At 68.0% G+C, this 15,777-nt stretch carries 14 protein-coding genes and 1 tRNA gene; 13 read left to right on the forward strand and 2 right to left on the reverse strand.

Annotated elements, in window-relative coordinates; genetic code table 11:
* Positions 1–8 precede the first annotated feature (8 nt).
* The 4 genes from J7I97_RS18815 to J7I97_RS18830 all read left to right on the forward strand — a co-directional run bounded on the left by J7I97_RS18815 (position 9) and on the right by J7I97_RS18830 (position 3,575).
* Entirely contained in the window at positions 9–1,520 is a 1,512-nt protein-coding gene (locus tag J7I97_RS18815; protein WP_214936380.1) for an MFS transporter, read from the forward strand.
* 87 nt (positions 1,521–1,607) lie between these two features.
* Positions 1,608–2,006, forward strand: coding sequence for a DUF3291 domain-containing protein (locus J7I97_RS18820; protein WP_214936382.1), 399 nt, complete (start codon positions 1,608–1,610; stop codon positions 2,004–2,006).
* A complete protein-coding gene (locus J7I97_RS18825) occupies positions 2,003–3,142 on the forward strand; it encodes a UDP-N-acetylmuramate dehydrogenase (protein ID WP_285441009.1) in 1,140 nt (379 codons plus the stop codon). The genes J7I97_RS18820 and J7I97_RS18825 overlap by 4 nt, the downstream gene beginning before the upstream one ends.
* A gap of 16 nt (positions 3,143–3,158) precedes the next feature.
* The gene (locus J7I97_RS18830; RefSeq protein WP_214936385.1) at positions 3,159–3,575 is read left to right on the forward strand and encodes a hypothetical protein; all 417 of its coding nucleotides are present in this window, start codon (positions 3,159–3,161) and stop codon (positions 3,573–3,575) included.
* An 83-nt stretch (positions 3,576–3,658) separates the two neighbouring features.
* Here J7I97_RS18830 and J7I97_RS18835 read toward each other — a convergent pair whose 3' ends face one another.
* Together J7I97_RS18835 and J7I97_RS18840 are read right to left on the reverse strand one after the other, a co-directional pair.
* A complete protein-coding gene (locus J7I97_RS18835; protein ID WP_214936387.1) occupies positions 3,659–4,678 on the reverse strand; it encodes an adenosine deaminase in 1,020 nt (339 codons plus the stop codon).
* A 160-nt stretch (positions 4,679–4,838) separates the two neighbouring features.
* Entirely contained in the window at positions 4,839–6,065 is a 1,227-nt protein-coding gene (locus tag J7I97_RS18840; RefSeq protein WP_214936389.1) for a pyridoxal phosphate-dependent aminotransferase, read from the reverse strand.
* Between the two features lie 291 nt (positions 6,066–6,356).
* Between J7I97_RS18840 and J7I97_RS18845 the strand changes: the two genes are divergently transcribed.
* The 9 genes from J7I97_RS18845 to rpoB all read left to right on the forward strand — a co-directional run bounded on the left by J7I97_RS18845 (position 6,357) and on the right by rpoB (position 15,747).
* Positions 6,357–6,429 (forward strand) — tRNA-Trp (locus J7I97_RS18845).
* 105 nt (positions 6,430–6,534) lie between these two features.
* Positions 6,535–6,816, forward strand: a complete 282-nt coding sequence (gene secE, locus J7I97_RS18850) for a preprotein translocase subunit SecE (protein WP_030298162.1) — start codon at positions 6,535–6,537, stop codon at positions 6,814–6,816.
* A gap of 84 nt (positions 6,817–6,900) precedes the next feature.
* The gene (nusG, locus tag J7I97_RS18855) at positions 6,901–7,863 is read left to right on the forward strand and encodes a transcription termination/antitermination protein NusG (RefSeq protein ID WP_214936391.1); all 963 of its coding nucleotides are present in this window, start codon (positions 6,901–6,903) and stop codon (positions 7,861–7,863) included.
* Between the two features lie 184 nt (positions 7,864–8,047).
* Positions 8,048–8,482: a 50S ribosomal protein L11 gene (rplK, locus tag J7I97_RS18860; RefSeq protein ID WP_214936393.1), complete on the forward strand. Its 435-nt coding sequence runs from the start codon at positions 8,048–8,050 to the stop codon at positions 8,480–8,482.
* A gap of 87 nt (positions 8,483–8,569) precedes the next feature.
* The gene (rplA, locus tag J7I97_RS18865) at positions 8,570–9,298 is read left to right on the forward strand and encodes a 50S ribosomal protein L1 (RefSeq protein ID WP_214936395.1); all 729 of its coding nucleotides are present in this window, start codon (positions 8,570–8,572) and stop codon (positions 9,296–9,298) included.
* 97 nt (positions 9,299–9,395) lie between these two features.
* Positions 9,396–10,358 (forward strand): hypothetical protein, encoded by a 963-nt coding sequence (locus tag J7I97_RS18870; RefSeq protein WP_214936397.1) that lies wholly within the window; start codon positions 9,396–9,398, stop codon positions 10,356–10,358.
* Positions 10,359–10,621: 263 nt separating this feature from the next.
* Entirely contained in the window at positions 10,622–11,152 is a 531-nt protein-coding gene (gene rplJ / locus J7I97_RS18875; protein WP_214936399.1) for a 50S ribosomal protein L10, read from the forward strand.
* A gap of 110 nt (positions 11,153–11,262) precedes the next feature.
* The gene (gene rplL, locus J7I97_RS18880) at positions 11,263–11,646 is read left to right on the forward strand and encodes a 50S ribosomal protein L7/L12 (RefSeq protein ID WP_214936401.1); all 384 of its coding nucleotides are present in this window, start codon (positions 11,263–11,265) and stop codon (positions 11,644–11,646) included.
* 618 nt (positions 11,647–12,264) lie between these two features.
* Positions 12,265–15,747, forward strand: a complete 3,483-nt coding sequence (rpoB, locus tag J7I97_RS18885) for a DNA-directed RNA polymerase subunit beta (RefSeq protein ID WP_214936403.1) — start codon at positions 12,265–12,267, stop codon at positions 15,745–15,747.
* Positions 15,748–15,777 lie beyond the last annotated feature (30 nt).

Consider the following 15,777-nt stretch of genomic DNA (forward strand, 5'->3'; position numbering starts at 1 on the left):
GGGGCATCGTGACCACGCAAGACAGCAACAGCAGCAGAAGCAGCAACACCGACAGCAACCCCAAACTCCGCGGCCCCGCCGTCTGGGCCCTCATCCTCACCGGCGCCGCCAGCTTCATGGCGGCCCTCGACAACCTCGTCGTCACCACCGCCCTCCCCGCCATCCGCGCCGACCTCGGCGGCAAGCTGGAGGACCTCGAATGGACGGTGAACGCCTACACCCTCACCTTCGCCGTGCTCCTGATGTTCGGCGCGGCCCTCGGTGACCGCTTCGGCCGCCGCCGGCTCTTCATAACCGGCCTCGCGATCTTCACCGGCGCCTCCGCTGCGGCCGCCCTCTCGCCCGGCATCAACGAGCTCATCGCCGCCCGCGCCGTCCAGGGCGTCGGCGCCGCGATCATGATGCCGCTCACCCTCACCCTGCTCACCGTCGCCGTTCCCGCCGCCCGCCGCGGCATGGCCCTCGGCATCTACGGAGCCGTCACCGGCCTCGCCGTCGCCAGCGGCCCCCTCATCGGCGGCACGCTCACCGAGCACATCTCCTGGCAGTGGATCTTCTGGCTCAACGTCCCCGTCGGCCTGGCTCTGATCCCGCTCGCCCGGCTCCGGCTGGCCGAGTCCACCGCCCCGAATGCGCGTCTCGACGTCCCCGGCACGCTGCTCATCAGCGGCGGCCTCTTCGGGATCGTCTACGCCCTGGTCAACGCCAACGCACACGGCTGGACCAGCGCCCCCGTCCTCACCGGCCTCATCGTCGGCGGCGCGCTCGTCGGCGGCTTCATCCACCACGGCTTCAACAACGCCAACCCCGTGCTGCCCATGCGGCTCTTCCGCGACCGCGGCTTCCTCGGGATCAACATGGCCAGCCTGCTGATGTTCCTCGGCATGTTCGGCTCGATCTTCCTGCTCAGCCAGTTCCTGCAGGGCGTCGCCGGCTACTCGCCCACCCAGGCCGGACTGCGCATGCTCCCCTGGACCGGAATGCCGATGATCGTCGCCCCCATCGCCGGCATCCTCTCCGACCGGATCGGCAGCCGCCCTGTCGTCGCCGCCGGCCTCGCCCTCCAGGCCGTGGGCCTCGGCTGGTTCGCGGTGATCCTGGCCGCCGACGTCTCGTACGCCGCCCAGCTGCCCGCGCTGATCCTCAGCGGCATCGGCATGGGGCTCTACTTCGCCCCCGCCTCCAACGCCCTGATGTCCACTGTGAGCCCCGCCGACCAGGGCAAGGCCTCCGGCACCAACAACGCCCTGCGCGAGGTCGGCGGCGCCCTCGGCGTCGCGGTCCTGGCCTCGGTCTTCTCCTCCCAGGGCGGCTACGAGACCCCCCAGGCCTTCACCGACGGGACCGTCCCCGCGCTGTGGATCGGCGCGGTCGCCGTCGCCCTCGCCGCCGGACTGGCCCTTCTGCTGCCCCGCAAGCCGAAGACCTCGCCGGTAGCCGTAGCCGCCACCGCCACCGCCACCGCCGCCGACAGGGCCGTGCACCCGCAGAACGTGGAGAAGGTTCCCGCCGCAGGCTGATCCCACCCGCATATGTACTACCCGAAGAGCCGATTCAGCCCTTACCGTTCGACTGTTCGTGTGACCCGTCCGTGAGGAGTGCTCGCCGTGCCCGACATCCCCTGGTCCACACCCACCCAGGCCGCCCCCGACGCCGAGGTCTACGTCATGGCCTCCCGCTTCGAGACCGCCACCCTCCCCGGAGCCTTCAAGTTCTTCCTCAAGGCCCCCGGCATCATCGGCCAGATCCGCAAGGCCCCCGGCGCCCACGGCGTCGCCCTCCGGGCCCGCGTCTTCAGCCGCACCTTCCTCACCCTCTCCGCCTGGGAGGACCGTGACGCCCTCTACCGCTTCGCCCGCAGCGAGCCGCACCGTTCGAGCTCCCGCGCCGCCAGCGCCTACATGAGGGAATCCGCCTTCACCTTCTGGACCGTCCCGGCGAGCGAGCTCCCCATCTCCTGGGCCGAGGCCGAGCGCCGCCTCGCCGAACAGAAGCAGAGCTACTGAGCCCCACCGCACGGGGGACAAGCGAGTACGGTCCGTGGCCCCGCAGGGATGCGAGGGGCACGGACCGTACTCTTGTCCACGTGCAGGAACTCCACGACGCCCCCCTCGCCCCCCTGACCACCTTCCGCCTCGGTGGCCCCGCCAGCCGCCTGGTCACCGCGACCACCGACGCCGAGGTGGTCGCCGCCGTCCGCGCCGCGGACGAGAGCGGCACCCCGCTCCTGGTCATCGGCGGCGGCAGCAACCTGGTCATCGGCGACCGCGGCTTCGACGGTACGGCCCTGCGCATCACGACCACCGGCTTCACCCTCACCGGCACCACCCTGGAGCTCGCCGCCGGCGAGAACTGGAGCGACGCCGTCGCCCGCACCGTCGAGGCGGGCCTCGCCGGCATCGAGTGCCTCGCCGGAATCCCCGGCTCCGCCGGTGCGACCCCGATCCAGAACGTCGGGGCGTACGGCCAGGAGGTCTGCGAAACCATCACCGAGGTCGTCGCGTACGACCGCACCCTGCGCGAGACGGTCACGCTGACCGCCGCCGAGTGCGCGTTCACGTACCGCAACAGCCTCTTCAAGCACCAGCCCGAGCGGTACGTCGTCCTCCGCGTCCGCTTCGCCCTGGAGGACGCGGGCGGACTGTCCGCGCCGATCAAGTACCCCGAGACCGCCCGCGCCCTCGGTGTCGAGGCCGGTGACCGGGTCCCGGCCGCCACCGCCCGCGAGACGGTGCTCCGCCTGCGCGCCGGCAAGGGCATGGTCCTCGACCCCGCCGACCACGACACCTGGTCGGCCGGCTCGTTCTTCCACAACCCGATCCTCGGCGACGAGGCCTACGCCGCCTTCCTCGCCCGCGTCCAGGACCGCCTCGGCCACGACACCGCCCCGCCCGCATACCCCGCCGGCGACGGCCGTACGAAGACCAGCGCGGCCTGGCTGATCGACAAGGCCGGTTTCACCAAGGGCTACGGCACCGGCCCCGCACGCATCTCCACCAAGCACACGCTCGCCCTCACCAACCGCGGCGAGGCCACCACTGAAGACCTCCTCGCCCTGGCCCGCGAGGTCGTGGCGGGCGTCCACGCGGCCTTCGGCGTCACCCTTGTCAACGAGCCGGTGACGGTCGGCGTCAGCATCTGAAGGAGTCCCGGCCGCCATGCTCTGTCCCCTGCACGGGGCCGGTACGGACCCCACCCGCCTGGTGGGGCGCACGATCAGCAGCGTCGTCGCCTCCTGGCACATCTACGAAGGTGAACGCTCCGAGGCCCCGCTCGACGTCTGGCTGATCGACAGCGAGGGTGACTCCACCCGGATCACCACCGGCTCCGACTCGTGCCTCATCGTCGAATCCGCCGCGCCGCACGAGCCGTACGACATGGGGGAGTGGGGCCGGATCGAGGTCGGCGAGGACCTCGGCGACCACGCCTTCCTGCGGCACCTCGGCGACACCGTGGCCACCGTCGCCGAATTCGCCGTACCGGAGACCGGGCGCACCCACCTGGAGATCGGCTTCGCGGACGGCGACCGGGTACGGGCCGACTGCCACGAGGGCGACCTGCGGCTCACCCGCTGAGGCCCATGAACTGAGGCCCATGAACTGAGGGTCATGAACTGAGCCATGGACTGAGCCATGGACTGACGCTCATGAACTGAGGGTCATGAACTGAGCCAGTGGTCGATCCCGGCCAGCATTTTGGCCTGTACGTCGTCCGGCGCCGCCGAACCGCGCACCGACTGGCGTGCCAGCTCGGCGAGCTCCGCGTCCGTGAAGGCGTGGTGGCGGCGGGCGATCTCGTACTGGGCCGCCAGCCGGGACCCGAACAACAGCGGGTCGTCCGCGCCCAGCGCCATCGGCACCCCGGCCTCGAAGAGCGTGCGCAGCGGGACGTCCTCGGGCCGCTCGTACACCCCGAGCGCGACGTTGGAAGCCGGGCAGACCTCGCAGGTGACCTGCCGGTCCGCGAGCCGCTTGAGCAGGCGGGGGTCCTCGGCGGCCCGTACGCCGTGCCCGATGCGGGCGGCGTGCAGATCGTCGAGGCAGTCCCGGACGGAGGACGGCCCGGTGAGCTCGCCGCCGTGCGGAGCCGCGAGCAGGCCGCCCTCGCGGGCGATGGCGAAGGCCCGGTCGAAGTCGCGGGCCATGCCGCGGCGCTCGTCGTTGGAGAGCCCGAAGCCGACGACACCGCGGTCGGCGTAGCGGACGGCGAGGCGGGCCAGGGTGCGGGCGTCCAGGGGGTGCTTCATGCGGTTGGCGGCGATCAGCACCCGCATCCCGAGGCCGGTCTCCCTGGACGCGGCGTCCACGGCGTCCAGGATGATCTCGACGGCCGGGATGATCCCGCCGAGCAGGGGAGCGTAGGAGGTGGGATCCACCTGGATCTCCAGCCAGGCGCTGCCGTCCCGGACGTCCTCCTCGGCGGCCTCGCGGACCAGGCGGCGGATGTCGTCGGGCTCGCGCAGACACGAGCGGGCGGCGTCGTAGAGCCGCTGGAAGCGGAACCAGCCTCGCTCGTCGGTGGCGCGGAGCCGTGGGGGCTCGCCGCCCGTCAGCGCGTCGGGCAGGCGCACGCCGTACTTGTCGGCGAGCTCCAGCAGGGTCGACGGTCGCATCGATCCGGTGAAGTGCAGGTGGAGGTGGGCCTTCGGCAGAAGCGTGAGATCGCGTACGTGCTCCATCTGGTGATCCTGCCGTATGTGCGGGCGCGGCGGGAGGGTGTTTCCCGATCGGGCGCCGCCCCGAACGCAGGAACGGGCCATGCGGGAAACGCCGGAGCGGCGTCACCCCCGCAGGGTGACGCCGCTCCGGATCCGTTCCGCCGGCCGCCAAGGCCTTGGCCTAGGCCTTGGCCTCCGCCAGGAGCTTCTGGATGCGGGACACGCCCTCCACCAGGTCCTGGTCGCCCAGGGCGTACGAGAGGCGCAGGTAGCCCGGGGTGCCGAAGGCCTCGCCCGGGACGACCGCGACCTCGGCCTCGTCCAGGATCAGGGCGGCGAGCTCGATGGAGGTCGCCGGGCGCTTGCCGCGGATCTCCTTGCCCAGCAGTTCCTTGACCGACGGGTACGCGTAGAACGCGCCCTCGGGGGTCGGGCAGAAGACGCCGTCGATCTCGTTGAGCATCCGCACCATCGTCTGGCGGCGGCGGTCGAAGGCGGTCCGCATGTCCGCGACCGCGTCCAGGTTGCCGGAGACGGCGGCCAGGGCCGCGACCTGGGCCACGTTGGACACGTTGGACGTGGCGTGCGACTGCAGGTTGGTCGCGGCCTTGACGACGTCCTTCGGGCCGATGATCCAGCCCACCCGCCAGCCGGTCATCGCGTACGTCTTGGCGACGCCGTTGACCACGATGCACTTGTCGCGCAGCTCGGGCAGGACCGACGGCAGGGACACGGCGGTCGCGTCGCCGTAGACCAGGTGCTCGTAGATCTCGTCCGTCAGGACCCACAGCCCGTGCTCGACGGCCCAGCGGCCGATCGCCTCGGTCTCGGCCTCGGTGTACACCGCGCCCGTCGGGTTGGACGGGGAGACGAACAGGACGACCTTCGTCCGCTCGGTGCGCGCCGCCTCCAGCTGCTCGACGGAGACGCGGTAGTTGCTGTGCTCGTCGGCGACGACCTCGACCGGGACACCGCCGGCGAGACGGATCGACTCCGGGTACGTGGTCCAGTAAGGGGCCGGGACGATGACCTCGTCGCCCGGGTCGAGGATGGCCGCGAACGCCTCGTAGATCGCCTGCTTGCCGCCGTTGGTCACCAGGACCTGCGACGCGTCGACCTCGTAGCCGGAGTCGCGCAGCGTCTTCGCGGCGATCGCGGCCTTGAGCTCCGGCAGGCCGCCGGCCGGCGTGTAGCGGTGGAACTTGGGGTTGCGGCAGGCCTCGACCGCGGCCTCGACGATGTAGTCCGGGGTCGGGAAGTCGGGCTCGCCCGCGGCGAAGCCGATCACCGGGCGCCCGGCGGCCTTGAGCGCCTTGGCCTTGGCGTCGATGGCGAGGGTGGCGGACTCGGAAATGGCGCCGATACGGGCGGACACCCGGCGCTCGGAGGAAGGCGTTGCAGAGGTCATGCGGCCAATCGTCCCAGACGCCCCAGAAGCGCCGCACACCGTTTCAGTTACCGGACGGAACGAATGACGGAACGCATACGGATGCCGTGCGGATGAGGTGCGGATGCGGTGCGGATGCGTCCGGATCGGTGCCGGACGAGTTCCGGACGGGTCCCGGACGGCTCCCGGACGGGTTCTGTTCGACGTCAGGGCCTGGAACACGTACACTCACCTGTCGTTGGTCCTCGCCGACCGCCCCAGAGCGTGAGCACTCCGTGCACTCGCTCGGATGCGGTAGGTTGGGGAACGCAAAGGGTCGTAGCTCAATTGGTAGAGCACTGGTCTCCAAAACCAGCGGTTGGGGGTTCGAGTCCCTCCGGCCCTGCTCCACACTCCTTCTCGGACGTGTGCGCAGGTACGTACTTCGATGCAACGCCGTGCGGCGCAACCGGGCGCGGCTACGGCCACGACCCGGATTCAGGTGAGAGACGTGACGGACGCCCTGGGCTCCATCGACATGCCTGACGCCGAGGACGATACTCGCGAGAAGAAGGCCCGCAAGGGCGGCAAGCGCGGCAAGAAGGGTCCTCTGGGCCGCCTCGCGCTGTTCTACCGCCAGATCGTCGCGGAACTCCGCAAGGTTGTCTGGCCGACCCGCAACCAGCTCACGACGTACACCACCGTGGTGATTGTCTTCGTCGTCATCATGATCGGTCTGGTGACCGTGATTGACTATGGGTTCCAGGAAGCCATCAAGTTCGTCTTCGGCTGATCCCCGCGGAGGGCGGCGCCTTGATGGGTGCCGCCCGTTTTCGCATGTTCGACCACCTTTTGTATCCAGGAAGAAGCAGCCACCGTGTCTGACCCGAACCTGAACGTGAGCCGCGACTCCGTCGAGTCCGTCGAGGACGAGCTCGACATCGTCGAGGCTGCAGACGCTGTGGACCCCGACGAAGCCGAGCGCGCCGACGCCAAGGCGGGTGTCGCCGCCGAACAGGCCGCGCTGCACGTCCAGGACGACGCCGACGCTGACGCCGACGTTGAGGCCGAGGACGACGCCGAGGTCGAGGCCCCCGACGACGAGGCTGCTGACGACGAGGTGGCCGAGGCCGCTGACGTCGAGGCCGCCGCCGAGGCCGATGCCGACACCGACACCGACGAGGAGGCCGAAGAGGCCGCCCCGGTCGAGCCCGCCGAGCCCGTCGACCCCATCGAGGCCCTGCGCGACGAGCTGCGCCTCCTCCCCGGCGAGTGGTACGTGATCCACACCTACGCGGGCTACGAGAAGCGCGTGAAGGCGAACCTGGAGCAGCGCGCCGTCTCGCTGAACGTCGAGGAGTTCATCTACCAGGCCGAGGTGCCCGAGGAAGAGATCGTCCAGATCAAGAACGGCGAGCGCAAGAACGTCCGGCAGAACAAGCTGCCCGGTTACGTTCTCGTCCGCATGGATCTGACGAACGAGTCCTGGGGCGTCGTCCGCAACACGCCTGGCGTCACCGGCTTCGTCGGGAACGCGTACGACCCGTACCCGCTGACGCTGGACGAGATCGTCAAGATGCTCGCCCCGGAGGCGCAGGAGAAGGCCGCCAAGGCCGCCGCGGAAGAGGCCGGCCTGCCCGCGCCCGCCGTCAAGCGCACCATCGAGGTCCTGGACTTCGAGGTCGGCGACTCGGTCACCGTCACCGACGGTCCGTTCGCGACGCTCCAGGCGACCATCAACGAGATCAACCCGGACTCGAAGAAGGTCAAGGGTCTCGTCGAGATCTTCGGCCGCGAGACCCCGGTCGAGCTCAGCTTCGACCAGATCCAGAAGAACTGATCCAGATCATCTGATCGGATCTTCTGATCCAGAGCTTCCGGACAGGTCAGATCGCCCCGCAAAGGGCGGTCTGACCTGCTCGGTTTTTAGCCCCGCTCCGATACCCGTTATCGTGGTGCGGTATGCCTCCATCCGGATGACTGGATTGGCGGCGAAAAACTCTCACTAGGACCCGGAGAGAGCAATGCCTCCCAAGAAGAAGAAGGTCACGGGGCTTATCAAGCTCCAGATCAAGGCCGGTGCGGCGAACCCGGCTCCGCCGGTCGGCCCCGCGCTCGGTCAGCACGGCGTCAACATCATGGAGTTCTGCAAGGCCTACAACGCCGCGACCGAGTCGCAGCGTGGCATGGTCGTGCCGGTGGAGATCACGGTCTACGACGACCGCTCCTTCACCTTCATCACCAAGACTCCGCCGGCCGCGCGCCTCATCCTGAAGGCCGCGGGCATCGAGAAGGGCTCCGGCGAGCCGCACAAGACCAAGGTCGCCAAGCTCAGCGGCGCCCAGGTCCGCGAGATCGCCGAGCTGAAGATGCCCGACCTGAACGCCAACGACATCGACGCCGCCATGAAGATCATCTCTGGCACCGCGCGCTCGATGGGCGTCACCGTCGAAGGCTGATCCAGCCACCCCAGCACCACCAGTGGTAGGGCCAAGCGCTGGTCCGCACCACGACTCCATGCCTGAAGCCAAAACACAGGAGCAGAAGTGAAGCGCAGCAAGACTCTCCGCGCTGCGGACGCCAAGATCGACCGGGAGAAGCTGTACGCCCCGCTCGAGGCCGTCCGTCTCGCCAAGGAGACCTCCGCGACCAAGTTCGACAGCACCGTCGAGGTCGCCTTCCGCCTGGGTGTCGACCCGCGCAAGGCCGACCAGATGGTCCGTGGCACCGTGAACCTCCCGCACGGCACCGGCAAGACCGCCCGGGTCCTGGTCTTCGCGACCGGTGACCGTGCTGCGGCCGCGGAAGCCGCCGGCGCCGACATTGTCGGCGACGACGAGCTGATCAACGAGATCGCCAAGGGCAACCGCCTGAACGAGTTCGACGCCGTTGTGGCCACCCCGGACCTCATGGGCAAGGTCGGCCGCCTCGGCCGCGTGCTCGGTCCCCGTGGCCTCATGCCGAACCCGAAGACCGGCACCGTCACGATGGACGTCGCGAAGGCTGTCACCGAGATCAAGGGTGGCAAGATCGAGTTCCGCGTCGACAAGCACTCGAACCTGCACTTCATCATCGGCAAGGTCTCCTTCTCCGATGAGAAGCTGGTCGAGAACTACGGCGCGGCCCTGGACGAGATCCTCCGTCTGAAGCCGTCCGCCGCGAAGGGCCGCTACATCAAGAAGGCCGCCCTGAGCACCACGATGGGTCCCGGCATCCAGCTGGACTCCAACCGCACCCGGAACCTCCTCGTCGAGGAAGACCCGGCTGCTGTCTGAGCCTGATGGCTCACTGAGTGGCTGAACGGGCCCCTCGCCCCCTTCACAGGGTGGCGAGGGGCCCGTTTGCGATCGATTACCAAAGGGGTGGGGATCCATGATCACGTACAAGAAGAAGACCGTCGGTGCCGCGCTGGCGGCCGTACTGCTCGTGGGTGGGGCCACGGCATGCGAGAGCGGCAAGAAGGACGAGAGCGGCAAGAAGGACGGCGCGGGCAAGGCCGCGGGGGCGTCCGCGGAGCCGGCCCGGCCCGTGGCGGACGGCAAGGCCGCGGAGGCGCTCACGGCGGCCTACAAGAAGACCTCGGCCGCGAAATCGGTCAAAGTCCGCATGACGATCAAGGAGCCCTCCGCGCTCGACGGCGGCACCGTGGAGATGACCGGTGTGCAGGGCTGGGACCCGGCCGTCATGGACGTCACGGTGAAGGGCCAGTTCTCCAAGTCGGCGGTGCCCGGGACGCCCGAGTCCATGCGCGCGATCATGTCCAAGAACGTCATGTACATGGACATGGGCGCCGAGAACGCCGCGGACATGGACGGCAAGCGCTGGATGAAGCTGGACCTCAACGCGGCCATGGAGGCGGCCGGCGCCGAGGGCAAGAACGGCCTCGGCGGCATGAACGGTCTGAGCGGCATGAACCAGAGCCAGGACCCGGCCAAGCAGCTCGCCCTCCTGCTCGACTCGCCGAACCTGAAGCAGGTGGGTTCCGAGAAGGCCGAGGGCGTGGACGCCGACCACTACCGGGGCACCCTGACCTTCGAGCAGGTACTCGCCGCCAACGAGTCCGCCAAGCTCATGCCGGAGGACGAGCGCAAGCAGCTGGCCGACAACATGAAGAAGTCCGGCATCAAGGGCTACGACATGGACGTCTGGGTCAACAAGGACGGCTACCCGGTCCGTATGAAGGTGGGCATGGACACCCCCCAGGGCGCCATGACCATGGACGCCTCCTACTCGGACTACGGCGCGGCGGCCACCGTGGAGACCCCGGCGGACGACGAGACCTTCGACCTCTTCGGGATGCTGGGCAAGCTCAAGGACGGCGGCGCGGGAGCCTGACCGGCCCGCCCCGACTGACCGATTTGCCTGATGCGGCGACGTTCACGTACTCTTCCCCAGAAGCCAAAGACCGCTGGTCGTTGCCGTGCCCGCGAGGGTGCGGTGGCCGAAGGATCCGCTGACTACGGACGACCCGCGTAGGTGACTGTGGAAAGTTCCCGGATTTCATCCGGTTGAGCTACGCCCTGGCGCCTGCGCCGGGGCGTTTTGTATGTCAGCCCCTTCTGAGCGGTCCTCATCACCCGGAAGGAGGCCGACGCACTATGCCGACGCCCAACAAGGCTGCCGCGGTAGCCGAGCTCACGGACGCGTTCCAGAGCTCGAACGCCGCCGTGCTGACCGAGTACCGGGGTCTCACCGTGGCGCAGCTCAAGACGCTGCGTCGCTCTCTCGGTGAGAACGCCCAGTACGCCGTGGTGAAGAACACGCTGACCAAGATTGCGGCCAACCAGGCCGGGATCACCGCGCTGGACGAGCACTTCGCTGGTCCGACCGCGGTCGCCTTCATCACCGGTGACCCGGTGGAGTCGGCGAAGAGCCTGCGTGACTTCGCCAAGGACAACCCGAACCTCATCATCAAGGCGGGTGTCCTTGATGGTAAGGCGCTCACCGCCGATGAGATCAAGAAGCTTGCGGACCTCGAGTCCCGCGAGGTTCTGCTCAGCAAGCTGGCCGGCGCGTTCAAGGGCAAGCAGTCTCAGGCTGCCTCGCTCTTCCAGGCGCTGCCGTCGAAGTTCGTCCGCACCGCGGAAGCGCTTCGCGTCAAGCTCGCCGAGCAGGGCGGTGCCGAGTAATTCGGCTCGCGCATTGATCCACGCCGCCTAGTGCGTGGGTCGTAGCGGGCCGTTACGCCCGCCTCTATATACATCCGGCACCTGCCGATTTAGTGGAAGGATCGCCCATCATGGCGAAGCTCTCTCAGGACGACCTCCTCGCCCAGTTCGAGGAGATGACCCTCATCGAGCTCTCCGAGTTCGTGAAGGCGTTCGAGGACAAGTTCGACGTCACCGCCGCCGCGGCCGTCGCCGTTGCGGGCCCCGTCGGTGGCGGCGCCGCCCCCGAGGCCGCTGAGGAGCAGGACGAGTTCGACGTCATCCTCACCGGTGCCGGCGACAAGAAGATCCAGGTCATCAAGGTCGTGCGTGAGCTGACCTCCCTGGGCCTCAAGGAGGCCAAGGACCTCGTGGACGGCGCCCCGAAGCCGGTCCTCGAGAAGGTCGCCAAGGAGGCCGCTGACAAGGCTGCCGAGGCCCTCAAGGCCGCTGGCGCTGGCGTCGAGGTCAAGTAACACCTCTGAGGCTCTCTGAGGCCTCTTCGAAGGGCGATCACCCGTAAGGGTGGTCGCCCTTTGGCGTACCCGGAGTGCCTGACTTGCCCTGGTCTCGTTGGGGAGTAGGGTGATCTTCGTTGTCCCGAAGCTGGGTCTGGAGATGATCCGCTCGGAGCAGGGGGCCTTGACGAACGGCACGCGGCGCGCAATTCTCAGACCCGTCGTGAGATCGCCCCCGGGCGGTCCGGGATCCGAGGCTCGGATCGGGAGATCCGAGGCATGGAACGACTACGAAGAGGGCAGTACTGATACGCGCTCTGTGTGCGAGGACCGCAGCACGAGGGCCGCAGCGTTGGACAGCGTTGGATGCAGGGTTGGGTTTTAAACGACTGGGGAAGGCCTGTTGCCGGTTTCCGGAAACCTGGTCTGGACATCAGTGAGCCAAGTGGCTACACTGACCCTTTGCGCTGCCTGTTAGCTGTCCCCTGCCCGTCGCCAGGGACATGCCCACGCTTGAGCACACTTGATTGATCCGCCCCGACCTGGACTTTTTGACCAGATCGGGAGCGCCTGTCTTCTGTGTCGGCTGGGACCGGTACGCGCGTAGTGAGTCCGAGCCCTCGGAAGGACCCCCTCTTGGCCGCCTCGCGCAACGCCTCGACCAATACGAACACCGGTGCCAGCACTGCCCCGCTGCGCATCTCCTTTGCAAAGATCAAGGAGCCCCTCGAGGTTCCGAACCTCCTGGCGCTGCAGACCGAGAGCTTTGACTGGCTTCTCGGCAATGCTGCCTGGAAGTCTCGCGTCGAGTCGGCGCTTGAGAGTGGACAGGACGTCCCCACCAAGTCCGGTCTGGAAGAGATCTTCGAGGAGATCTCGCCGATCGAGGACTTCTCCGGGTCGATGTCGCTGACGTTCCGCGACCACCGTTTCGAGCCGGCGAAGAACTCGGTCGACGAGTGCAAGGACCGCGACTTCACGTTCGCGGCGCCGCTGTTCGTCACCGCCGAGTTTACGAACAACGAGACCGGAGAGATCAAGTCTCAGACGGTCTTCATGGGCGATTTCCCGCTCATGACCAACAAGGGCACCTTCGTCATCAACGGCACCGAGCGTGTCGTCGTGTCGCAGCTTGTCCGCTCCCCTGGTGTCTACTTCGACTCCTCCATCGACAAGACGTCCGACAAGGACATCTTCGCCGCCAAGATCATCCCGTCCCGGGGTGCCTGGCTGGAGATGGAGATCGACAAGCGCGACATGGTCGGTGTCCGCATCGACCGCAAGCGCAAGCAGTCCGTCACCGTTCTCCTGAAGGCTCTCGGCTGGACCACCGAGCAGATCCTCGAGGAGTTCGGCGAGTACGAGTCCATGCGCGCCACCCTGGAGAAGGACCACACCCAGGGCCAGGACGACGCGCTGCTCGACATCTACCGCAAGCTGCGCCCGGGCGAGCCGCCGACCCGCGAGGCCGCTCAGACGCTGCTCGAGAACCTCTACTTCAACCCGAAGCGCTACGACCTCGCCAAGGTCGGCCGCTACAAGGTGAACAAGAAGCTCGGCGCCGACGAGCCGCTCGACGCCGGCGTGCTCACCACCGACGACGTCATCGCGACGATCAAGTACCTGGTCAAGCTGCACGCCGGCGAGACCGAGACGACCGGCGAGTCCGGCCGTTCGATCGTGGTCGAGACCGATGACATCGACCACTTCGGCAACCGTCGTCTGCGCAACGTCGGCGAGCTCATCCAGAACCAGGTCCGCACGGGTCTGGCTCGTATGGAGCGCGTCGTCCGCGAGCGCATGACGACTCAGGACGTCGAGGCCATCACGCCGCAGACCCTGATCAACATCCGGCCGGTCGTCGCCTCCATCAAGGAGTTCTTCGGCACCAGCCAGCTGTCGCAGTTCATGGACCAGAACAACCCGCTGTCGGGTCTGACCCACAAGCGCCGCCTTTCGGCGCTGGGCCCCGGCGGTCTGTCCCGTGAGCGGGCCGGCTTCGAGGTCCGTGACGTTCACCCGTCGCACTACGGCCGCATGTGCCCGATCGAGACCCCTGAAGGCCCGAACATCGGTCTGATCGGCTCGCTCGCCTCCTACGGCCGCGTCAACGCGTTCGGCTTCGTCGAGACCCCGTACCGCAAGGTCATCGACGGTGTCGTCACCGACGAGGTCGACTACCTGACCGCCGACGAGGAAGACCGCTTCGTCATCGCCCAGGCCAACGCCGGCCTGTCCGACGACATGCGCTTCACCGAGAACCGCGTACTGGTCCGCCGTCGTGGCGGCGAGATCGACTACATCGCCGGCGACGACGTCGACTACATGGACGTCTCCCCGCGCCAGATGGTGTCCGTCGCGACCGCGATGATCCCCTTCCTGGAGCACGACGACGCCAACCGTGCCCTCATGGGCGCGAACATGATGCGCCAGGCCGTTCCGCTCATCAAGGCGGAGGCCCCGCTCGTCGGCACCGGCATGGAGTACCGCTGTGCGGTCGACGCCGGTGACTCGATCCGTGCGGAGAAGGACGGTGTCGTCCAGGAGGTCTCGGCCGACTACGTCACCGTCGCCAACGACGACGGCACGTACACCACGTACCGCGTCGCCAAGTTCTCCCGCTCGAACCAGGGCACCTCGGTCAACCAGAAGGTCATCGTCAACGAGGGTGACCGGATCGTCGAGTCCCAGGTCCTCGCCGACGGACCGGCGACCGAAGAGGGCGAGATGGCCCTCGGCAAGAACCTGCTCGTCGCGTTTATGCCGTGGGAAGGTCACAACTACGAGGACGCGATCATCCTGTCGCAGCGCCTCGTGCAGGACGACGTCCTCTCCTCGATCCACATCGAGGAGCACGAGGTCGACGCCCGTGACACCAAGCTCGGCCCCGAGGAGATCACCCGGGACATCCCGAACGTCTCCGAGGAGGTCCTCGCGGACCTCGACGAGCGCGGCATCATCCGCATCGGTGCGGACGTCGTCGCCGGCGACGTCTTGGTCGGCAAGGTCACGCCCAAGGGTGAGACCGAGCTGACCCCGGAGGAGCGCCTGCTCCGCGCGATCTTCGGTGAGAAGGCCCGCGAGGTGCGTGACACCTCGCTCAAGGTTCCTCACGGTGAGATCGGCAAGGTCATCGGTGTCCGCGTCTTCGACCGCGAGGAGGGCGACGAGCTTCCTCCGGGCGTGAACCAGCTGGTCCGCGTCTACGTCGCCCAGAAGCGCAAGATCACCGACGGTGACAAGCTCGCCGGCCGCCACGGCAACAAGGGTGTCATCTCCAAGATCCTTCCGATCGAGGACATGCCCTTCCTTGAGGACGGCACGCCGGTCGACATCATCCTGAACCCGCTGGGTGTCCCGTCCCGAATGAACCCGGGACAGGTCCTGGAGATCCACCTCGGCTGGCTCGCCAGCCGCGGCTGGGACGTCTCCGGCCTCGGCGAGGAATGGGCCGAGCGGCTGAAGGTCATCGGCGCCGACAAGGTCGCGCCCGGTACCAACGTCGCCACCCCCGTGTTCGACGGTGCGCGCGAGGATGAGCTCGCCGGCCTCTTCGAGCACACCATCCCGAACCGCGACGGTGACCGCCTGGTCCTCCCGTCCGGCAAGGCGCGTCTGTTCGACGGCCGCTCCGGCGAGCCGTTCCCGGACCCGATCTCGATCGGGTACATGTACATCCTGAAGCTCCACCACCTGGTCGACGACAAGCTCCACGCTCGGTCGACCGGTCCGTACTCGATGATCACGCAGCAGCCGCTGGGTGGTAAGGCGCAGTTCGGTGGCCAGCGCTTCGGTGAGATGGAGGTGTGGGCGCTTGAGGCTTATGGCGCCGCTTACGCCCTCCAGGAGCTGCTGACCATCAAGTCCGATGACGTCACCGGCCGCGTGAAGGTCTACGAGGCCATCGTCAAGGGCGAGAACATCCCTGAGCCGGGCATTCCCGAGTCCTTCAAGGTGCTCATCAAGGAAATGCAGTCGCTCTGCCTCAACGTGGAGGTGCTGTCCTCGGACGGCATGTCCATCGAGATGCGCGACACCGACGAGGACGTCTTCCGCGCGGCGGAGGAGCTCGGTATCGACCTGTCCCGGCGTGAGCCGAGCAGCGTCGAAGAGGTCTGACGGGCCTGGCGGGGGGCTCGCTCAAGAGCC

The organism is Streptomyces sp. ISL-87 (assembly GCF_018614095.1).
Taxonomy (GTDB): Bacteria; Actinomycetota; Actinomycetes; order Streptomycetales; family Streptomycetaceae; genus Streptomyces.